We start from the raw sequence: 19,385 nt of genomic DNA, 5'->3' as shown, positions 1-19,385 counted from the left end.
CCGCCCTCCGGCGAGGCGGCTCGCTCGGCAGCGCGGGCGGTCGCCTCAGGCGAAGCCGCTCGCCCGGCCGCTCGCCCGACCGCTCGGGCGGTCGGCTCAGGCGAGGATCCGGCCGTTGACCACGACCCGGCGCGGGGCCGCGAGGACGCGGACGTCCGCGCGCGGGTCCTGGTCGTAGACGACGAGGTCGGCGGGGGCGCCCTCCTCCAGGGCGGGCCGGCCGAGCCAGGCCCTGGCCCCCCAGGTGGTGGCCGAGAGGGCGTCGAGGGCCGGGATGCCGGCCTTGGTCAGCTCCTCGACCTCCTCGGCGACCAGCCCGTGGGCGAGGGAACCGCCCGCGTCGGTGCCGACGAAGACCGGGATGCCCGCGTCGTACGCGGCGCGGACGGTGTCGTACCGGCGCGCGTGCAGCCGGCGCATGTGCGCCGACCAGCGGGGGAACTTGGCCTCGCCGCCGTCCGCGAGGTGCGGGAAGGTCGCGATGTTGACCAGCGTGGGGACGATCGCGACCCCGCGCTCCGCGAAGAGCGGGATGGTCTCCTCGGTCAGACCCGTGGCGTGCTCGACGCAGTCGATGCCCGCCTCGACGAGGTCGCGCAGCGAGTCCTCGGCGAAGCAGTGGGCGGTGACCCGGGCGCCGAGCCGGTGCGCCTCCGCGATGGCCGCCTCCACCTCGGCGCGCGGCCAGGACGGCGTCAGGTCGCCGACCTCCCGGTCGATCCAGTCGCCGACCAGCTTGACCCAGCCGTCACCGCGGCGGGCCTCCCGGCCGACGTACTCCACGAGGTCGGCGGGCTCGATCTCGTGCGCGTAGTTGCGGATGTAGCGGCGGGTGCGCGCGATGTGCCGGCCGGCCCGGATGATCTTCGGCAGGTCCTCGCGCTCGTCGATCCAGCGGGTGTCGGAGGGCGATCCCGCGTCGCGGATCAGGAGGGTGCCGGCGTCCCGGTCGGTGAGGGCCTGCTTCTCCGCCGTCGCCTCGTCGACGGGCCCGTGCCGGTCCAGGCCGACGTGGCAGTGGGCGTCGACGAGCCCCGGCAGCGCCCACCCCTCGACGGCCAGGGCCTCCCCGGCGGGCCGCTCGAAGGTGATCCGCCCGTCCACGCACCAGAGTTCGTCCCGTACGTCCTCCGGGCCGACGAGCACCCGCCCCTTCACGTGCAACACCTCGTGATCGCTCATGCCAGCACTGTACGAGGGCGCGCCGGAGCGGTGGGCGTACGCTGGCCGGGCCCGCACCACCGACCTGAGAAGGCACCACCGTGACCGTGACACATCCGCTGCTCGACCTGGCCCCGATGACCGCCTCGCACTTCGCGTCCATCGAGCGGCGGGTCGCCGCGCTGCTCTCCACCGAGCAGGACGTCGTGATCACCCAGGGCGAGGCGCTGCTGCCGCTGGAGGGGTGCATCCGCAGTGGGGCGCGGGCCGGCTCGACCGCGCTGAACGTGGTCACCGGTCCGTACGGGCAGACCTTCGGGAACTGGCTGCGCGACTGCGGGGCGACCGTGGTCGACCTGGCCGTGCCCTTCCACACGGCGGTCACCGCCGAGCAGGTGGAGCGAGCGCTGGCCGAGCACCCGGAGATCGACTTCGTCTCGCTGGTGCACGCGGAGGCCGCCACCGGCAACACCAACCCGGTCGCGGAGATCGGCGAGGTCGTGCGGGCGCACGGCGCGCTGTTCTACCTGGACGCGGTGGCGTCGATCGGGGCCGAGCCGGTGCTGCCGGACGCCTGGGGCGTGGACATGTGCATCATCGGCGCGCAGAAGGCGATGGGCGGCCCGGCGGGCGTCTCCGCGGTGTCGGTGAGCGCGCGGGCCTGGGAGCGGTTCGCCGCCAACCCGGCCGCGCCGCGCCGCTCGTACCTCTCCCTCCTGGACTGGAAGGAGCGCTGGATCGACGGTGGCCGCAAGGCGCTGCTGCACGCCCCGGCGCAGCTGGAGATGCTGGCCCTGGAGGCGTGCGTGGAGCGGATCGAGGCGGAGGGCCTGGACCGGCTGATGGCCCGGCACGCGTCGGCCGCGGCGGCGACCCGGGCCGGCGCGGTGGCGCTGGGCGGTGGTCTGGAGCCGTACGTGTACGAGGCGGCGGACGCGGCTCCGGTGGCGACGACGCTGCGGGTCCCGGCCGACCTGGACGCCGCCGACCTGGTGGCGAAGGCGCTGGCGGCGGACCCGTCGCTGCCGCTGATCGCGGGCGGCGGGGCGCTGGCGAAGGAGATGGTCCGGGTCAACCACTACGGGGCGGACGCGACGCCGAACGCGGTGCAGTCCTCGCTGGCCGCGCTGGGCGCGGTGCTCGGCGAGGCGGGCCGCGCGGTGGACCTGGAGGGCGCGCGCCGGGCGGTCACCTCCGCCTGGGCGGTGTAGCCGGCGCCGTCACGCGGCGGGGGCGGGGTCCGGGGTCCGGACCCCGCCCTCTCGCGTATCCGGGACCGGTCACAGGGCGGGGTAGTCGGTGTAGCCGCGGTGGTCGCCGCCGAAGAAGGTGGCGGGCTCGGGGGTGTTGAAGGGGCCGCCGGAGCGCAGCCGCGCGGGCAGGTCGGGGTTGGCGAGGAAGAGGGCGCCGTAGGCGACGAGGTCGGCGGTGCCGTCCTCGATCAGGGCGAGGGCGTCGGGGCCGGTGGGGCCGTCGGTGGCCGGGTTGAGGATGAGGGTGCCGGAGTAGCGCTTGCGCAGGGCGAGGGTGAGCTCGCGGACCTCGGGCGCGGGCTCGGTGATGTGCAGGTAGGCGATGCCGAGCGGCTCCAGGGCGTCGACGAGCGCCGGGTAGATCGCGTCGGTGTCGGTCTCGGCGATGTCGTTGTAGGTGTTGGCGGGGGAGATCCGCAGGCCGGTGCGGTCGGGGCCGATGGCGTCGGCGACGGCCTTGACGACCTCGACGGCGAAGCGGATGCGGTTGCCGACCGGGCCGCCCCACTCGTCGGTGCGGTGGTTGGAGCCGGTGGCGAGGAACTGCTGGATCAGGTAGCCGTTGGCGCCGTGGATCTCGACGCCGTCGAAGCCGGCCTCGACGGCGTTGCGGGCGGCCCTGGCAAAGCCCTCGACGGTCTCGTGGATCTCCTCGGCGGTGAGCTCGCGCGGGGCGACGAAGTCGATCAGGCCGGTGCCGGCGAAGAGCTGTCCGGCCGGGGTGACCGGGGAGGGGCCGACGGGGTGCAGGCCCTCGCCGAGGACCTGGGGGTGGCTGATCCGGCCCGCGTGCATCAGCTGGGCGAAGATCCGGCCGCCGCGCTCGTGGACGGCGTCGGTGACCTCACGCCAGGCGGTGACCTGCTCGGCGGAGTGCAGGCCCGGGGTGCCGGGGTAGCCCTGGCCGACGGCGGTGGGCTGCACGCCCTCGGTGATGATCAGGCCGGCGGAGGCGCGCTGGGCGTAGTACTCCGCGACCAGGGCGGTGGGGAGGCGGCCGTCGCCCTGGGCGCGGCTGCGGGTCATGGGGGCCATGGCGATGCGGTTGGCGAGGCGGGCGCCGGCGAGGTCGACGGGGTCGAAGGCGGTGGTCATGACGGTCTCCCGGGAAATATGTGGTCGGCCAAGTATGTGGCGTGCCGCCACTGTAACCCATTCCTTGGCCAGCCAATCAAATATCCCGGTCGCGGTAACCTGGGGGCGAGGAACCGCCCCCGAGGAGCCCCCATGACCACAGTCGAGCCCGTCTGTACCGAGCAGTCCCCGTCCGCCGCGCGCGGCGGCCCGGTCGGCCTGACCCTGGCCCGGGTCTCCCGGACGCACCGGATCGCGATGGGACGGCGGCTGCGCGAGCTCGGCCTCTACCCGGGCCAGGAGCTCATGATGATGCGGCTGTGGGACTGCGGGGCGGTCCGCCAGTCGGAGCTGATCCAGTCGCTCGGCCTGGACCCGTCGACCGTGACGAAGATGCTCCAGCGCCTGGAGCAGTGCGGACACGTGCGCCGCTCCCCCGACCCCGCCGACCGGCGGGCCGTGCTCGTCGAGGCGACGGAGTCGGGGCAGGCCCTGAAGGCCGGGGTCGAGGGCGCCTGGTCCGACCTGGAGCAGAGCTCACTGGCCGGTCTCGCCCCGGCGGAGCGGGCGGAGCTGGCCCGCCTCCTCGGCGTCCTGGCGGAGAACCTGCGCGCGGAGGCGGGCGACGCGGGCGAGTGCCCGCCGCTGAACTGCTGAACCGCTGAACCGCTGAGCCGCGGGGCTCCGTCGCGGGTCAGCCCGCGAGGACGTCCAGGGCGCGGTCGACGTCCGCCGCCGTGTTGTACAGGTGGAAGGAGGCCCGCAGGTTGCCGGCGCGGGCCGACAGCAGGACGCCGGCGTCACGGAGGGCGTCCGCGCGGTGGCCGAGGCCCGGCACGGCGACGACCGTGGAGTCGTCCATGACCGGCTCGTGCCCGGCGGAGACCAGCCCGGCGCGGAAGCGGGCGGCGAGCCCCTTGTCGTGGGCCTCGATCCGCTCGATCCCGATCTCCTCCAGGAGCTCCAGCGAGCGGAGCGCGCCGTGGTATGAGAGGAAGGCGGCGGGCTCGTCGAACCGGCGGGCGGAGCGGGCGAGTTCGCGCACCGGGCCGTAGCTGTTGACCCACATCTCCTCGCCGGTCACCCAGCCCGCGTGGATCGGCAGCAGGCTGTCCTGGGCCTCCTCGGTGACGGTGAGGAAGGAGGCGCCGCGCGGGCAGAGCAGGTACTTGTAGGCGCCGGCGACCGTGTAGTCCCACTCCCCCGCGGCCAGCGGCAGCCAGCCCGCGGACTGGGTGGCGTCGAGCAGGGTGCGGGCCCCGTGGGCCGCGGCGGCGGCCCGGACGGCGGCGAGGTCGGCGGTGCGCCCGTCCGCCGACTGCACGGCGGAGAGGGCCACCAGCGCGGTCTCCGGGCGGACGGACTCGGCGAGCCGCTCCAGCGGCACGAACCGGGTCTTCAGGTCGCCGCGGACCGTGAAGGGCGTGATGAGCGAGGAGAAGTCGCCCTCGGGGAAGAGGATCTCGGCGCCGGACGGCATCGACTGGGCAATCATCCCGCAGTGCACGGCGACCGCGCTGCCCACCGCCACCCGCCCGGGCGCGACCCCGGCGAGCCGGGCGTAGGCGGCGCGGGCCTCGTCGACGACGTCGAAGCTGCCGGCGCCGTCGGAGCGCCCGTCGGCGGTCTCCTCGGCGAGGCGGGTGACCGCCTCGACGGTCCGGCGCGGCAGCAGGCCGCAGGCGGAGGTGTTCAGATAGGTCCGCCCGGGGGCGAACTCGGAGCCGCCGAGCGGCTGTTCGAGGGAGTCCATGGCCCCAGCCTGCGCTGCGCGTGACGGCCCGTCAATGGCCACCGATCATGGACCTCCCCCAAGCGCCGCTTATCCGCGCAGGTCAGAGCGGTGCGACGGCGCCCGCCGGTCGGTGCGGCGGCACTCGCCGGTCGGTTCGGCGGCACTCGCCGGTCGGTGCGACGGCGCTCGCCGGTCGGTGCGACGCCGCGCGTCAGGCGCGCGGCGGCACCTCGCAGCCGTCCGGGCCGCACGCCTCGGCGTCCGGCGCGGCGGCGCCGACCGGCTGGAGGGCGCGGCCCTGCCACGCCTGCTCCAGGGCCTGCGTGAAGACCTCGGCGGGCTGCCCGCCGGAGACGCCGTAGCGGCGGTCGAGGACGAAGAACGGCACGCCGGTGGCCCCGAGTTCGGCGGCCTCCCGCTCGTCCTCGCGCACCGCGTCGGCGTAGGCGGCCTCGTCGGCGAGGACGGCCCGCGCCTCGGCCTCGTCGAGCCCGGCCTCCACGGCGAGGGCGATCAGCGTCTCCCCGTCGAAGACCGACCGCTCCTCGGCGAAGTTGGCCCGGTAGGCGAGGTCGAGGAGCTCGTTCTGCCGGCCGCGCTCCCTGGCCAGGTGCAGCAGCCGGTGGATGTCGAAGGTGTTGCCGTGGTCGCGGCCGTCGGTCAGGTACTCCAGGCCCTCGGCGTGCGCGTTGGACGCGACGTGCGCCTCCATGGCCCGCGCCTCGTCGAGCGTCCGCCCGTACTTCGCCGCCAGCATCTCCAGGACGGGCCCGGTGTCCCCCTTGGCCCGGTGCGGGTCGAGCTCGAAGGACCGGTGCACGACCTCGACGTCGTCGCGGTGGGCGAAGGCGGCGAGGCCCTTCTCGAAACGGGCCTTGCCGATGTAGCACCAGGGGCAGGCGATGTCCGACCAGATCTCTACGCGCATGGGTTCCTTCTCCGGAGGGGGTGGCTCGTGTGGTCTGTCCTGGTACGAACGCCGTCCGGTCCGGATTTCATTCCGTTTCCGCGCCGGATGTGACCCGGATCCCCTTCCGGTACCGGCCGGGGGCCGTGCCGTACGCGCGCTTGAACGCCTTGGCGAAGGCGAACTCGGAGGTGTAGCCGGCCCGCTGGGCGACCGCCCGCAGCGGCAGATCGCCGGTGCGCAGCAGCCGGCCGGCCGTGGTCATCCGCCACCAGGTGAGGTACGCGAGCGGGGCCCGGCCCACCAGGGCGGTGAAGCGGCGGGCGAAGGCGGCCCGGGAGAGCCCGCCGAGCGCGCCCAGCTCCTCGACGGTCCAGCTCCGCGCCGGGTCGGCGTGGAGGGCGCGCAGGGCGCGGGCGACGGCCGGGTCGCCCAGCGCGGCGGACCATCCGGTGGAGCGGTCGGCCCGTTCGGCGAGCCACCAGGTGCGGAGCAGGTAGACGAGGAGGGTGTCGAGGAGCGCGGGGACGAGGGCGTCGGACCCGGCCCTGGGCTCCTCGAGCTCGGCTCCGAGCAGGTCGATGGCGGCGCGCAGCCGGGGGTGGGCACCGACCCGGGCGGGGAGGTGGACGTACGGCGGCAGTTCGGTGAGGAGCGGGTGGGCGCGGTTCCGGTCGAGCTGGTACGAGCCGCACAGGAGCAAGGTCTCCGCCGGGCCGACCGGTCCCCGGTCGGAGGCTCCGGGCCAAGAGCCGTCCGGGGCGGGGACGGCGTCGGTGAGCGGGGTGTCGGGCCGGTCGGCGAGGCCGTGGCCGGTGCCGTGCGGGAGCAGCACGACGTCGCCGGGGCCGAGCCGGACGGGGGCGGCGCCGTCGGGCGGGAGGAGCCAGGCGGCGCCCTGGAGGAGGACGTGGAACCCGGCGCCCTCGCTGGGCGGGAAGCGGAAGCCCCAGGGGGCGAGGCGGACCGTGCGGGAGGAGTGGGGGCGGCCGGTGCGCATGACGGCGATGGCGTCGCTCAGTACGTCCATGGCCGGCACCGTACCGCTCCGGGCGGTGGCGAGACGATCGGACATGACCGGGAGCGAGAGGGACATGGATCGTCTCCGGGGCCGCTCCTACGGTCGGGTCCATGGGAGATCACATGACGACGAGAGCGGTCCTGTTCCACGAGCTCGGCGGCCCCGAGGTGCTGTCCGTCGAGGAGGTGCCGCTGCCGGCGCCGGGCCCCGGCGAGGTACTGGTCCGGGTCGAGGCGATCGGCCTCAACCGCGCCGAGGCGCTGTTCCGGGCGGGCACCTACTACTACCCGGCGCGGCTGCCCGGTTCGCGGCTCGGTTACGAGGCCGCGGGCACGGTCGAGGCGGTCGGCGCGGGGGTGACGGCCTTCGCGCCGGGCGATCCGGTCCTCGCGGCGGCCAACTTCGAGTTCGGCGAGTTCGGCGTGTACGCGGAGTGGGTGGTGCTGCCGGAGGAGTACCTGGTGGCCCGGCCGGCCGGGGTGGACGCGGTGACGGGCGCGGCGGTCTGGCTGACGTACTTCACGGCGTACGGCGGGATGGTGCTGACGGGCGGGCTGCGGCCCGGCGACCACGTGGTGATCACCGGCGCGTCGAGCGGGGTGGGCACGGCCGCGGTGCAGACGGCGCTGCGGGTCGGGGCGGTGCCGATCGCCGCGACCCGGAGCGAGGCGAAGCGGAAGGCGGTGCTGGCGCTGGGGGCGGCCCACGTGGTGGCGACGGAGACCGGGGACCTGGCCGCGGAGGTGCGCCGGATCACCGGCGGGAGGGGCGCGGACCTGGTCTTCGACGCGATCGGCGGGCCCGGGTTCGCCCGCCTCGGGGACGCGCTGCGCCCCGGTGGGACGGCGGTGCTCTACGGCTGGCTGGACCCGCGGCCGGTGGAGCTGTCCCGGAACTGGCCGCAGACCGTCCACGCGTACGCGAACGGGGAGCTGGCCCGGACCGAGGAGGGGCGCCGGCTGGCCGCCGGGTTCATCGGCTCGGGTCTGCGGGACGGCTCGCTGGCGCCGGTGGTCGCCGAGGTCTTCGACGGCCTGGAGCGGATCGCGGACGCGCACCGGCTGATGGAGTCGAACGCCCACACCGGGAAGATCGTGGTGCGGGTCCGTCACCAGCGGCACTAGGGGCTGTGCCGGCACTGGCGGGGCGGTGGCGGCAGTGCCTGCCTGGGGGGCCGGGCCCCCGGTGGGGCCCGGCCGGGCGGGTCAGTGGCGGGGGACGCCGAGCGGGTTGCCGTCGCGCAGTTCCGGCGGGAGGAGGTGCTGGGGGGTGGACTGGTAGGTGACGGGGCGGAGCCAGCGTTCGATGGCGGTGGCGCCGACCGAGGTGGAGGTGGAGGTGGTGGCCGGGTAGGGGCCGCCGTGGTGCTGGGCCGGGGCGACGGCGACGCCGGTGGGCCAGCCGCCGACGAGGACGCGGCCGGCGAGCGGGGTGAGCGCGGCGAGCAGCCCGGCCGCGGCCGGGTCCTCGTCGGCGCAGTGCAGGGTGGCCGTGAGGTTGCCGGGCAGCCGGCCGAGGACGCCGGTGATCTCGGTCTCGTCGGCGTAGCGGGCGACGACGGTGACGGGGCCGAAGCACTCCTCCAGGAGCAGCGCGTGGCCGCCGTCGGCGAGCCGGGCCGCGTCGACGGTGAGGACGCCGGCGGTGACGGTGTGCTCGTCGGCGGCGCCGGGGGCGACCGGGGCCTCGACGCCGTCGAGCGCGGCCCGCTCGGTGACGCCCTCGACGAAGGCGGCCCGCATCCGGTGGTCGAGCAGGACGGCGGGTCCCGCCTGGCCGACGCCCTCGGTGAGCGCGGCGAGGAAGCGGTCGCCGTCGGCGCCGGCCGGGGCGAGGACGAGGCCGGGCTTGGTGCAGAACTGGCCCGCGCCCAGGGTCATGGAGCCGGCCAGGCCGCTGCCGAGCTCCTCGGCGCGCGCGGCGGCGGCGCCGGGGGTGACCACGACCGGGTTGAGGGAGCCGAGCTCGCCGTGGAAGGGGATCGGCGCGGGGCGGGCGGCGGCGGCGTCGAAGAGCGCCCGGCCGCCGCGCACGGAGCCGGTGAAGCCGGCCGCGGCGACCAGCGGGTGGCGGACCAGCTCGACGCCCGCGTCGAAGCCGTGCAGCAGCACGACGACGTCCTCGGGGAGGCCGGCCTTGGCGGCGGCCCTGCGCAGCAGCCCCGCGGCCAGTTCGGAGGTGGCCGGGTGGTCGGGGTGCGCCTTGACGACGACGGGGCAGCCGGCCGCGAGGGCGCTGGCGGTGTCGCCGCCGGGGACGGAGAAGGCGAGCGGGAAGTTGCTGGCGGCGTAGACGGCGACGACGCCGAGCGGGATCTTCCAGCGGCGCAGGTCCGGGCGGGGCGGCACGGCCGACGGGTCGGGCAGGTCGACGCGTACGTCGAGGAAGGCGCCCTCGTCGACGACGTCGGCGAAGGCCCGCAGCTGGGCGGTGGTGCGGGCGAGCTCGCCGGTGAGCCGGGGGGCGCCGAGGGCGGTCTCGGCGTCGGCGGTGGTCACGACCTCGTCGGCGGCGGCGTCGAGGAGGTCGGCGGCGGTCCGCAGGAAGGCCGCCCGGACCGTGCGGTCGGCGAGGGAGCCACGGGCGGCGTGCGCGGCGCGGACCGCGCGGTCGACGCCGTCCGCCGTGGCCTCCGTCCCGACCTGCTCGCGCCGCTTCCCCGTCCGGGGGTCCACACTCCACACTGCTGCTGCCGACACCGCTCCACCCCTGTTCGCTCCGGCTGTTCACCATCGCCGCCCACCAGGGCTGTTCACTATGATGAACGCTGTTCTTGTGCGTGAACGCTTCGGGGTGGACTCTATTGACGCCACGGGTGTTCCCACAAGGTGGTCCGGAAGTCAGGGAGAAGGGCGGGGTCATGGCGGGTGCCGACGCGAGCGGTGCGCAGGTGAAGTCCGCGGTGCGGACCGTGGAGCTGCTGGAGTTCTTCGCCGGCCGGCCCGGGATGCACACGCTGGCCGCCGTCCAGGAGGCCGTCGGCTACCCCAAGTCGAGCCTCTACATGCTGCTGCGCACCCTGGTCGAGCTGGGCTGGGTCGAGACCGACGCCACCGGCACCCGGTACGGCATCGGGGTGCGGGCCCTGCTGGTGGGGACCTCGTACATCGACGGCGACGAGGTCGTGGCCGCCTCCCGGGTCACCCTGGACCGGCTCTCCGACGACACCACCGAGACCGTCCACCTGGCCCGGCTCGACGGCACCAGCGTGGTCTATCTGGCCACCCGGCAGTCCCAGCACCACCTGCGGCCCTTCACCCGGGTCGGCCGCCGGCTCCCCGCCCACTCGACCGCGCTGGGCAAGGCGCTGCTCGCCACCCACGACGACCAGCAGGTCCGCGAGCTGCTCCCGAGGACGCTGCCGGCGGTGACCGAGCACACGATCACCGACCGCGAGCGGCTGATCGAGGAGCTGGCCGCCGTGCGCGAGCAGGGGTTCGCGGTGGACCGGGAGGAGAACACCCTGGGGCTGCGCTGCTTCGCGGTGGCGATCCCCTACCGGGACCCGGCCCGGGACGCGCTGAGCTGCTCGGTGCCGGCCGCGCGGCTGACCCCGGGCCACGAGCAGCTGATCAAGGACGCCCTGTTCGACGCGCGCGACCGGCTGACGCTGGCGACGCGGAGGCTGTGAGCGGGCGGCGCGGGGGTCCGGCGCGCGAGGCCCGGCGGATGCGTGCCGCATGAACGTTTCCTGAGAATCGGGCCGCACCCGGAACGGCGCCCGCCGCCCCGTTCGTCCCTCCAGGTGCCATGAACAAGACGATCAGGCGCACCTCGGTCTTCGTGCTGCTCCTCGTGCTCGCCCTCCTCGGCCGGGCCACCTGGGTGCAGGCGTACGAGGGCAAGGCGCTCGCGAACGACAGCAAGAACCGGCGGAAGACCATCGCGCAGTACGCGCAGCCGCCCGGGAACATCGTCGTGGCCGGCTCGCCGGTCACCGGCTCGAAGCGCACCGAGAGCGGTGATCTCGCGTACGAGCGCACCTACACGGACGGCGAGCTGTACGCGGCGGTCACCGGCTTCAGCTCGCAGGCGTACGGCGCCACCCAGCTGGAGGGCATCTACTCCGGGATCCTGGACGGCACCGACGACCGGCTGAAGAACCCGGTGGACGCGGTCACCCGCAAGCAGCAGGAGCCGGGCACGGTCATCACCACGATCGACCCGGAGGTGCAGGAGGCCGGCTACCGGGCGCTCGGGAACAAGAAGGGCGCGGCCGTCGCGATCGACCCCGTCACCGGCCGGATCCTCGGCATGGTCTCGACGCCCTCCTACGACCCCTCGGACATCGCCGGCACCACGGACGGCGAGGCGTGGCAGCGGCTCTCCGAGGACCCGGACAAGCCGCTGGTCAACCGGGCGCTGCGGCAGCCGCTGCCGCCCGGCTCCACCTTCAAGCTGGTGGTCGCCGCCGCGGCCCTGGAGGACGGCCTGTACTCCTCCGTGGACGTGCGGACGGCCAGCCCCGACCCGTACACGCTGCCGACCACCCGGACCGTCCTGAAGAACGAGAACCCCTCCGCGCCCTGCGAGAACGCCACGATCCGCACCGCGCTCCAGTACTCCTGCAACAACGTCTTCGCCAAGATGGCCGCCGACCTGGGGCAGGACAAGGTGAGGGCGATGGCGGAGAAGTTCGGCTTCAACGAGGACGAGCAGGACGTGCCGGTCCGTGCCTACGCCAGCGTCTACCCGTCCGGGATGGACCCGGCGCAGACCGCGCTCACCGGCATCGGGCAGTTCGACGTCACCGCCACCCCGCTCCAGATGGCGATGGTCTCGGCGGTGATCGCCAACGACGGGCAGCTGGCCGCCCCGCACATGGTCTCCGAGGTGGTCGACTCCGACGGGGACCCGCTGCGGACCTACGACGACGGTGACGCCACCCGGATCGTCTCCTCCGGCACCGCCGAGCAGCTGCGCAGCGCGATGGTGACGGTGGTGGAGAAGGGCACCGGCACCAACGCGGCGGTCCCCGGGGCCGAGGTCGGCGGCAAGACGGGCACCGCGCAGCACGGCGAGAACAACAGCAAGACGCCGTACGCCTGGTTCACCTCCTACGCGAAGGACCCGTCGACCGGGAAGCAGGTGGCGGTGGCCGTGATGATCGAGGACTCGGGCGCGGCCCGCTCCGAGGTCAGCGGCAACGGCCTGGCGGCGCCGGTGGCACAGAAGATGATGGCGGCGGCACTGAGGTGACGCCGAGGGGCGGCCACGCCCCGAAGTGACGTCCGCGGCGGCCGGCCCGGGACGCCCCCGTCCCCGAAGTGACGTCAGCGGGGGCCGGATTGGCCCCCGCGGGTCCTCACGCGATATGCAGGGTCACGCTCGCGCGTTCGAACGCGAGAGCGCGCTCTCGAACTGTCGACCTTGCTCGCCTCGCGGAGGACCGTCGTGCGTCGCCTGCCCCGTTCGCTGTCCGGCTGGACCATCGCGGTCTTCGGTCTGCTCGCCGCCGCCCTGGGAGTGGTGGGCCTGGTCGCCCCGGACGCCCTGCTCACGGTGATGGGCTTCGCACCGGTCCCGGACGGCGGGCGGGCGGACGGCGACCACACGCTGGTCTTCCTCACCGCCTCCTCGATGGCCGCGCTCAACATGGGCGTCTACTACGTGCTGGCCGCGCTCTCCGACTGGAAGGCGTTCTTCCGGTGGACGGTCCCCTTCCGCCTCCTCACCTGCGCGGTCTTCACCCTCGCGGTCGCCGGCGGGCGGGCCCCGGCCGGCTTCCTCGGCGTGGGCCTGTGGGAGGGGCTCGGTGCCGTGGTCACGGGGGCGGCCCTGTGGTACGAGCGGAAGCGGGCCGTGCGCCCGGAATAGGGCAGGTGCCCGATCCGGCCGGGCCTCCTCAGACGCCACGCTGCGGCCATGCGCTGGTATCTCACGGGTGTGGTCGTGTCCGGTTTCGGAACGACGGCGATGTGGCTGGTCTCCGGGATCTGGGTCAAGTCGCTGACGGGTTCGGACGGGCTCGCGGCCCTCACCTCCTTCGCCCTCTGGGCCCCGGCCCTGCTCGGGCCGCTGCTCGGCACCCTCGCGGACCGGGTGCGCCGCCGTCCGCTGCTGATCGCCCTCGACCTCGCGATGGCCGCCGTGCTGCCCCTGCTCCTGTGGGTGACCTCGGCCGACCGGGTGTGGCTGCTCTTCGCCGTCCTCGTGCTGTACGGGGCGCAGGGCGCCGTCCACGACGCGGCCGAGCAGGCCCTGCTCGCGACCGGCTCCGCCAAGGAGCGGCTCGGCTCGGTCAACGGCTGGCGGATGACCGCCAACGAGTCGGTGAAACTGATCGCCCCGCTCGCCGCGGCGGGGCTGTTCGCCCGGTACGGCGGCGGTCCCGTCGCCCTTCTGGACGCGGCGAGCTTCGCGCTGGCGGCGGGCGCCTTCGCCGCGATGCGGATCGGCGAGGAGCGGCAGGCGCCGGCCGCGCGGGAGCGGGGCGCCTGGCGGCGCGAGACCGCCGAGGGCGTGCGGCTGCTCGCCGCCTCGCCGGTGCTGCGGCCGCTGGTCGCCACCGGGGCGTTCACGATGCTGCTCGCCGGGGTGAACGGCGCGGTGGTGTACGCGGTGGTGGACGGGCTCGGCCGGCCGCCCGCGTACGCCGGGGTGCTCTACGCCGTGCAGGGCGCCGGTTCCGTCCTGGCCGGGCTGACCGCGGGGCCGCTGCTGCGCCGGATGCCGGAGCGGCTGTTCGCCGCCGCCGCGCTGGCGCTCTTCGCGGCGGCGGCCGGGCTGCGGGCGCTGCCGTTCGACGCGGCGGCCCTGGCCGCGAGCGCGGGGATCGGCCTCGGCCTGCCGTGGGTCCTCGTGGCGGCGATGACGGCGGTCCAGCGGGAGGCCCCGGCGGAGGCGGTCGGCCGGATCGCGGCCACCGCGAACACGGTGCTCTTCGTCCCGAACGCGGTGGCCCTGGCACTGGGCGCGGCCCTGGTCACGGCCGTGGACGTCCGGCTGCTGCTCCCGGCGCTCACGCTCGCCGGCCTGGCCTGGGCGGGCGTCACGGCGACGGGGCCCCGGCCACGCGCGCGTACGGCAGCCGGGACGCCGTAGCCCGGTAACCGCACCCGTAGCCCCGTACCCGCCCCGTATCCCTGTACCCGTATCCGGTCCCCGCCCCGTAACCCCGCCCCAGCCCCCGTAACCCCGTCCCGGCCCCAGCCCCCCCCCCGCTCCGCGCCGGGCGTTCTCGTGGTGCGTGCGGGCGGGGGGCCGGGGAGCATGGAAGGGGCGGCGGGCTCAGGGCCTGTGCGGGAGGAGGGCAGTGTGACGGCCGGATCCTTCCCGGAGACGGGCACGGGGACGGAGGAGGGCGGCGGCGGTGTGCCCGGACGCCCGGTGGGCGGGGCGGCCTTCGGCGCTCGGGGGCTGCTCGACGTACTCGGGGTGGCGGCCGTGGTCGTGGACGCGGCCGGGCGGATCGTGCTGTGGAGCCCGCAGGCGGAGACGCTCTTCGGCTACCGGGCCGACGAGGCCCTCGGGCAGTACGTGGCACGGCTGATCGTCGGCGAGGAGCACCGGGCCGAGGCGATGCGGCTGTTCGGCGAGGTGCTGGGCCGGGGCACCACCTGGGCGGGCACCTTCCCCATCCGGCACAAGGACGGGTCGACCCGCGAGCTGGAGTTCCGCAACATGCGGCTCACGGACGACGTGGGCGACCTGTACGCGCTCGGCATCGTCGCCGACCGGTCGGCCGTCGACCGGGTGGAGACCGAGCTGGCCCTCTCCGACCGGCTGGTCGACCAGTCCCCGCTCGGCCTGGCGGTCCTCGACACCGAGCTGCGGTACGTCCTGGTCAACCCGGCGCTCGAACGGTTCAACGGCCTGCCGGCCGCCCTGCACCTGGGCAAGCGGCCCTCCGAAGTGCTCCCGGGCGTGGACGCGGCCCCCCTGGAGGCGGCGGCCCGGCAGGTCCTGGAGACCGGCAAGCCGCTCCTGGACCTCCAGGTGATGGGCGCGACCCCGGCCGACCCCGGCGGCGGCGAGCACGCCTGGTCGGTGTCGTTCTACCGCCTGGAGGCGGCCGGGGACCGGGTCCTCGGGGTGGCGGCCTGGATCGTCGACGTGACGGAACGGCACCGGGCGGACGCGGCGGCCGACCGCTCCCGGCGGCGGCTCGCCCTGGTCGCGGACGCCTCGGCCCGGGTCGGCACCACCCTGGAGGTGGAGCGGACCGCGGACGAGCTGGCGACGGTGGTGGTTCCCGCGCTCGCCGACATCGCCGCCGTCGACGTCCTCGACTCGGTGCTGACGCTGCGCCGGCCGGACGCGCCCGAGCAGGGCCCGGCGCTCTTCCGGGCGCTCGCCGTGCAGGCCGGGCACGAGACGGAGGCGCTCGCGGCCGCCGACCCGCCCGGCTCGGTCGCCCTCTACGGCGCCGACCGGCTGGTCACCCGGTGCGTGCAGACCGGGCGGCCGGTCCTGGTGGCCCGGGTCGGGGCGGAGGACCTCCCCCGGATCGCGCGCGGCCCTGAGGCGGTCGGCCTGCTGGCGCGGGCGGGGGTCCACTCGTACCTGGCGGTGCCGCTGATCGCGCGCGGCGAGGTGCTGGGGGCGCTCGACCTGAAGCGGGACCGGCACAACCCGCTGCCGTTCGACGCGGACGACGTGCTGCTCGCCGTGGAGCTGGCCGCCCGGGCGGCGGTCGGCATCGACAACGCCCGCTGGTACCAGAACGTGCGGAACGCGGCCGTCACCCTCCAGCGCAGCCTGCTGCCCGGCGACCCGCCCGACCGCCCCGGCCTGGAGGCGGCCGCCCGCTACCAGCCGGCCCAGGCGTCCAGCGAGGTCGGCGGCGACTGGTACGACGTGATCGCGCTGCCCGACGAGAAGACGGCCCTGGTGGTCGGGGACGTCATGGGCAGCGGCATCGACGCGGCGGCGACCATGGGCCGGCTGCGGACCGCCACCCGCGCCTTCGCGGACCTCGACCTCTCCCCCACCCAGGTGCTGCGGCACCTGGACCGGATCGCGGTCGGCCTGGAGCACTCCATCGCCACCTGCCTGTTCGCCGTGCACGATCCGCGGCGGGGCCGCTGCCGCATCGCGAACGCCGGCCACCTGCCGCCGGTCCGGCTCCCGGCGGAAGGACCGGCCCAACTGGTCGGCCTCTCCACCGGCGTACCGCTCGGCGTCGGCGGCGGCACCTTCCGCACCGCGCGGGTGCCGTTCCTCCCGGGCGACCGGCTCGTGCTCTACACCGACGGCCTCATCGAGACCCGCGACACCTCCATCGACGACCGGATCGCCCTGCTCGTCACCCTCGTCGACGCCACCCGGGAGCTGCCCCTGGAGGAGAGCTGCGACCGGCTGCTGCGCGAGCTGCGCCGCCCCGGCGCCCCCGACGACGTGGCGTTGCTCATCGCCCGGAGCACGCGATGACGGCCCGCCGGGACAGGCCGCCGGGGCGCGGCTCCGGGCTGCGCAGCCTCGCCGGCCAGGTCCTCGCCCTGGAGGCGCTCATCGCGGTCCTGCTGATCGTGGCGGCGGTGCTGGTCACCTTCCAGCAGGCCCGGCAGGACGTCCTGGCGGACGCCCGGGTGCGGTCGCTCGCGGTGGCGGAGGCGTTCGCCAAGGCGCCGGGCGTGGACGCGGCGCTCACCTCGCCCGACCCGACGGCCGCGCTCCAGGAACGGGCGGAGCAGGCCCGGGTGGCGACCGGGGTGGACTTCGTCGCGGTGCTGGGCCTGGACGGGGTCCGGTACACGGACTCGGAGACCGGGCTCATCGGCCAGAAGGCGAAGGGGGACCTCTCCCGGGCGGTGGTGGACGGCGAGTCGTACACGGAGACCTTCCGGGGCGCGCCGAACGACGCCGTGCGGGCCGTGGTGCCGGTGGTCGACGACGAGGGGCGGATCGTCGGCCTGGTGACGAGCGGCATCGAGGTGCAGTCCCTCAGCGAGGCGGTCGAGGGCCGTCTCGTGGTGCTCCTGGCCGCGGGCGGCGGCGCGCTGGTGCTCGCGGTGGGCGGGGCGGCGCTGGTGTCGCGGCGGCTGCGGCGGCAGACGCACGGGCTGGGCCCGGCCGAGATGACCCGGATGAAGGAGCACCACGAGGCGGTGCTGCACGCGGTCCGCGAGGGGGTGCTGATCATCGGCGCGGACAAGCGGCTGCTGCTCGCCAACGACGAGGCGCGGCGCCTGCTCGATCTGCCGGCGGACGCCGACGGGCGGCCGGTCGCGGAGCTCGGGCTCGATCCCCGTACGGTCGAGCTGCTGGAGTCCGGGCGGACCGCGACCGACGAGGTCCACCGGGCGGGCGACCGCCTGCTCGCGGTGAGCGTGCGCCCCACCGTGCGGGCCGACGGCCCCGGCGAGGGCAGCGTGATGACGATGCGGGACACCACCGAGCTGGCCGCGCTGAGCGGGCGGGCGGCGGTGGCGCGGGGCCGGCTCCAGCTGCTGTACGAGGCGGGCGTGCGGATCGGGACGACGCTGGAGGTGGTCCGGACGGCGGAGGAGCTGGCGGAGGTGGCGGTGCCGCGGTTCGCGGACTTCGCGACCGTGGAGCTGCTCGAACCGGTGCTGCGGGGCGAGGAGCCGCCGCAGGACGCGACGCTCTCGGAGATGCGCAGGACGGCGCTGAGCGGGGTACGGGCCGTCCATCCGCTCCAGCAGGTCGGCGAGGTGATCCGCTTCCACGTGCCGAGCACGCCGATGGCGACGGCGCTGGGCGAGGGGCACGCGGTGGTGCAGGCGGAGCTGGCGGCGGCGGACGGCTGGCGGGCACAGGACCCGGAGGGGGCGGCCGGGGCGCTGGCGTACGGGATGCACTCGCTGCTCACGGTGCCGCTGCTGGCCAGGGACGTGGTGCTGGGGATGGCGAACTTCTGGCGGGCGGACACGGCGGAGTCGTTCGGGGAGGAGGACCTGGAGTTCGCGGAGGAGCTGGCGGCGCGGGCGGCGGTGGCGATCGACAACGCCCGCCGGTTCACCCGGGAGCACGCGATGGCGGTGACGCTCCAGCGGAGCCTGCTGCCCCGGGTGCTGCCCGAGCAGAACGCGGTGGAGGTGTCGTACCGCTACCTGCCGGCGAAGGCGGGGGTCGGCGGCGACTGGTTCGACGTGATCCCGCTGCCGGGGGCGCGGGTGGCGCTGGTGGTGGGCGACGTGGTGGGGCACGGGCTGCACGCGGCGGCGACGATGGGGCGGCTGCGGACGGCGGTGCACAACTTCTCGACGCTGGACGTGCCGCCGGACGAGATCCTGGGCCATCTGGACGAGCTGACCGGGCGGATCGACGAGGAGGCGGAGCCGGCGACCGCGGCGGGCGACGACGGCCGGGGGCGGCGGGAGGAGACCATCACCGGCGCGACCTGCCTGTACGCGATCTACGACCCGGCGTCCGGGATGTGCACGGTGGCGAGCGCGGGGCATCCGGGTCCCGCCGTGGTGGACGCGGACGGGCGGGTGGAGTTCCCGCCGCTGCCGCCGGGGCTGCCGCTCGGACTCGGGCTCGGGGACGTGCCGTTCGAGTCGACGGAGCTGCGGCTGCCGGAGGGCAGCAAGCTGGTGCTGTTCACGGACGGGCTCCTGGAGGACCACGGGCGGGACGTGGGGACGGGGCTGCGGCTGCTGCGCACGACGCTGGAGCGGCCGGACCGGAGCCCGGAGCAGACCTGCGCGGACGTGCTGGCGAACCTGCTGTCGCCCGCGCCCCGGGACGACATCGCGCTGCTCGTGGCGCGGACCCGGCGGCTGCCGGCGGACCGGATCGCCGAGTGGGAGGTGGCGCGGGACCCGGCGGCGGTGTCGCCGGTGCGGAACGCGGCGGCGGCCAGGCTGAGCGAGTGGGGGCTCGACGAGACGGTCTTCGCGGTGGAGCTGATCCTGAGCGAGCTGGTCACCAACGCGGTGCGGTACGGGGCGGATCCGGTACGGGTGCGGCTGCTGTACGACCGGACGCTGGTGTGCGAGGTCTCGGACGGCAGCTCGACCTCGCCGCACCTGCGGCACGCGGCGGAGACGGACGAGGGCGGGCGGGGGCTGTACCTGGTGGCGCGGTTCGCGGAGCGCTGGGGCACCCGGTACGGGCGGCGGGGGAAGACGATCTGGGCGGAGCTGCGGGTGGGCCCCGGCGACGACGGCCAGGAGACCGGGGGCCCCGGCCCGGCCCCGACGACGGCGCTGGACCTGGACGCGCTGGAGAAGCTGGCCTGGTGAGGGGTAAAGCCACCCGGTCAGCCGCCTCAGCCGAGTCCACATGGTATACCAAAAGGGTTGCGTCTGAGTCCGAAGGAGACCC

15 protein-coding genes are annotated in these 19,385 nt (G+C 75.5%); 9 read left to right on the top strand and 6 right to left on the bottom strand.

The window, feature by feature from the left end; translation table 11 throughout:
• Window positions 1–96 precede the first annotated feature (96 nt).
• Entirely contained in the window at window positions 97–1,182 is a 1,086-nt protein-coding gene (locus tag ACIGHB_RS16045) for an amidohydrolase family protein (protein ID WP_360312912.1), read from the bottom strand.
• 86 nt (window positions 1,183–1,268) lie between these two features.
• Between ACIGHB_RS16045 and ACIGHB_RS16040 the strand changes: the two genes are divergently transcribed.
• Window positions 1,269–2,372 (top strand): pyridoxal-phosphate-dependent aminotransferase family protein, encoded by a 1,104-nt coding sequence (locus ACIGHB_RS16040; RefSeq protein WP_399913639.1) that lies wholly within the window; start codon window positions 1,269–1,271, stop codon window positions 2,370–2,372.
• A gap of 69 nt (window positions 2,373–2,441) precedes the next feature.
• Here ACIGHB_RS16040 and ACIGHB_RS16035 read toward each other — a convergent pair whose 3' ends face one another.
• Window positions 2,442–3,509 carry an alkene reductase gene (locus ACIGHB_RS16035; protein WP_399913507.1) on the bottom strand — a complete coding sequence of 356 codons (1,068 nt, stop codon included), beginning with the start codon at window positions 3,507–3,509 and terminating at the stop codon, window positions 2,442–2,444.
• A gap of 132 nt (window positions 3,510–3,641) precedes the next feature.
• On the opposite strand from ACIGHB_RS16035, the gene ACIGHB_RS16030 reads away from it, so the two are divergent.
• Window positions 3,642–4,145, top strand: a complete 504-nt coding sequence (locus ACIGHB_RS16030; protein WP_399913504.1) for a MarR family winged helix-turn-helix transcriptional regulator — start codon at window positions 3,642–3,644, stop codon at window positions 4,143–4,145.
• Window positions 4,146–4,182: 37 nt separating this feature from the next.
• Here the strand turns inward: ACIGHB_RS16030 and ACIGHB_RS16025 are convergent, their stop codons facing one another.
• From ACIGHB_RS16025 to ACIGHB_RS16015, 3 genes are all read right to left on the bottom strand, one after another.
• On the bottom strand, window positions 4,183–5,241 hold the full coding sequence (locus ACIGHB_RS16025) for an aminotransferase class V-fold PLP-dependent enzyme (RefSeq protein ID WP_399913502.1): 1,059 nt from the start codon (window positions 5,239–5,241) through the stop codon (window positions 4,183–4,185).
• Between the two features lie 193 nt (window positions 5,242–5,434).
• A complete protein-coding gene (locus ACIGHB_RS16020; protein ID WP_360312904.1) occupies window positions 5,435–6,151 on the bottom strand; it encodes a DsbA family oxidoreductase in 717 nt (238 codons plus the stop codon).
• A gap of 67 nt (window positions 6,152–6,218) precedes the next feature.
• Window positions 6,219–7,160 (bottom strand): AraC family transcriptional regulator, encoded by a 942-nt coding sequence (locus ACIGHB_RS16015; RefSeq protein ID WP_360312902.1) that lies wholly within the window; start codon window positions 7,158–7,160, stop codon window positions 6,219–6,221.
• Between the two features lie 113 nt (window positions 7,161–7,273).
• On the opposite strand from ACIGHB_RS16015, the gene ACIGHB_RS16010 reads away from it, so the two are divergent.
• Window positions 7,274–8,275, top strand: a complete 1,002-nt coding sequence (locus ACIGHB_RS16010; protein ID WP_399913497.1) for a zinc-dependent alcohol dehydrogenase family protein — start codon at window positions 7,274–7,276, stop codon at window positions 8,273–8,275.
• Window positions 8,276–8,356: 81 nt separating this feature from the next.
• On the opposite strand, the gene ACIGHB_RS16005 is transcribed toward ACIGHB_RS16010, so the two are convergent.
• Window positions 8,357–9,850 (bottom strand): aldehyde dehydrogenase family protein, encoded by a 1,494-nt coding sequence (locus tag ACIGHB_RS16005; RefSeq protein WP_399913494.1) that lies wholly within the window; start codon window positions 9,848–9,850, stop codon window positions 8,357–8,359.
• A 161-nt stretch (window positions 9,851–10,011) separates the two neighbouring features.
• Here ACIGHB_RS16005 and ACIGHB_RS16000 point away from each other — a divergent pair, with 161 nt between their 5' ends.
• From ACIGHB_RS16000 to ACIGHB_RS15975, 6 genes are all read left to right on the top strand, one after another.
• On the top strand, window positions 10,012–10,782 hold the full coding sequence (locus ACIGHB_RS16000) for an IclR family transcriptional regulator (RefSeq protein WP_360312896.1): 771 nt from the start codon (window positions 10,012–10,014) through the stop codon (window positions 10,780–10,782).
• Between the two features lie 119 nt (window positions 10,783–10,901).
• On the top strand, window positions 10,902–12,350 hold the full coding sequence (locus tag ACIGHB_RS15995; RefSeq protein ID WP_360312894.1) for a penicillin-binding protein 2: 1,449 nt from the start codon (window positions 10,902–10,904) through the stop codon (window positions 12,348–12,350).
• A 195-nt stretch (window positions 12,351–12,545) separates the two neighbouring features.
• A complete protein-coding gene (locus ACIGHB_RS15990; protein ID WP_360312892.1) occupies window positions 12,546–12,968 on the top strand; it encodes a hypothetical protein in 423 nt (140 codons plus the stop codon).
• Between the two features lie 48 nt (window positions 12,969–13,016).
• A complete protein-coding gene (locus ACIGHB_RS15985) occupies window positions 13,017–14,195 on the top strand; it encodes an MFS transporter (RefSeq protein ID WP_399913489.1) in 1,179 nt (392 codons plus the stop codon).
• A gap of 213 nt (window positions 14,196–14,408) precedes the next feature.
• Window positions 14,409–16,523 carry a SpoIIE family protein phosphatase gene (locus ACIGHB_RS15980; protein ID WP_399913486.1) on the top strand — a complete coding sequence of 705 codons (2,115 nt, stop codon included), beginning with the start codon at window positions 14,409–14,411 and terminating at the stop codon, window positions 16,521–16,523.
• Complete coding sequence (locus tag ACIGHB_RS15975; protein WP_399913483.1) at window positions 16,520–19,303, top strand: SpoIIE family protein phosphatase; 2,784 nt, start codon at window positions 16,520–16,522, stop codon at window positions 19,301–19,303. The genes ACIGHB_RS15980 and ACIGHB_RS15975 overlap by 4 nt, the downstream gene beginning before the upstream one ends.
• Window positions 19,304–19,385 lie beyond the last annotated feature (82 nt).

It is taken from the genome of Streptomyces sp. NPDC085460, assembly GCF_044541975.1.
Taxonomy (GTDB): Bacteria; Actinomycetota; Actinomycetes; order Streptomycetales; family Streptomycetaceae; genus Streptomyces.
This window is presented reverse-complemented; position numbering and strand designations above follow the sequence as displayed.

Coding starts and splice junctions, on each gene's coding strand:
- ACIGHB_RS16025 (WP_399913502.1), bottom strand. CDS start 5,241: ATGGACTCCCTCGAACAGCCGCTCGGCGGCTCCGAGTTCGCCCCCGGG.
- ACIGHB_RS16000 (WP_360312896.1), top strand. CDS start 10,012: ATGGCGGGTGCCGACGCGAGCGGTGCGCAGGTGAAGTCCGCGGTGCGG.
- ACIGHB_RS16035 (WP_399913507.1), bottom strand. CDS start 3,509: ATGACCACCGCCTTCGACCCCGTCGACCTCGCCGGCGCCCGCCTCGCC.
- ACIGHB_RS16030 (WP_399913504.1), top strand. CDS start 3,642: ATGACCACAGTCGAGCCCGTCTGTACCGAGCAGTCCCCGTCCGCCGCG.
- ACIGHB_RS15995 (WP_360312894.1), top strand. CDS start 10,902: ATGAACAAGACGATCAGGCGCACCTCGGTCTTCGTGCTGCTCCTCGTG.
- ACIGHB_RS15985 (WP_399913489.1), top strand. CDS start 13,017: ATGCGCTGGTATCTCACGGGTGTGGTCGTGTCCGGTTTCGGAACGACG.
- ACIGHB_RS15975 (WP_399913483.1), top strand. CDS start 16,520: ATGACGGCCCGCCGGGACAGGCCGCCGGGGCGCGGCTCCGGGCTGCGC.
- ACIGHB_RS16015 (WP_360312902.1), bottom strand. CDS start 7,160: ATGGACGTACTGAGCGACGCCATCGCCGTCATGCGCACCGGCCGCCCC.
- ACIGHB_RS16045 (WP_360312912.1), bottom strand. CDS start 1,182: ATGAGCGATCACGAGGTGTTGCACGTGAAGGGGCGGGTGCTCGTCGGC.
- ACIGHB_RS16020 (WP_360312904.1), bottom strand. CDS start 6,151: ATGCGCGTAGAGATCTGGTCGGACATCGCCTGCCCCTGGTGCTACATC.
- ACIGHB_RS16010 (WP_399913497.1), top strand. CDS start 7,274: ATGACGACGAGAGCGGTCCTGTTCCACGAGCTCGGCGGCCCCGAGGTG.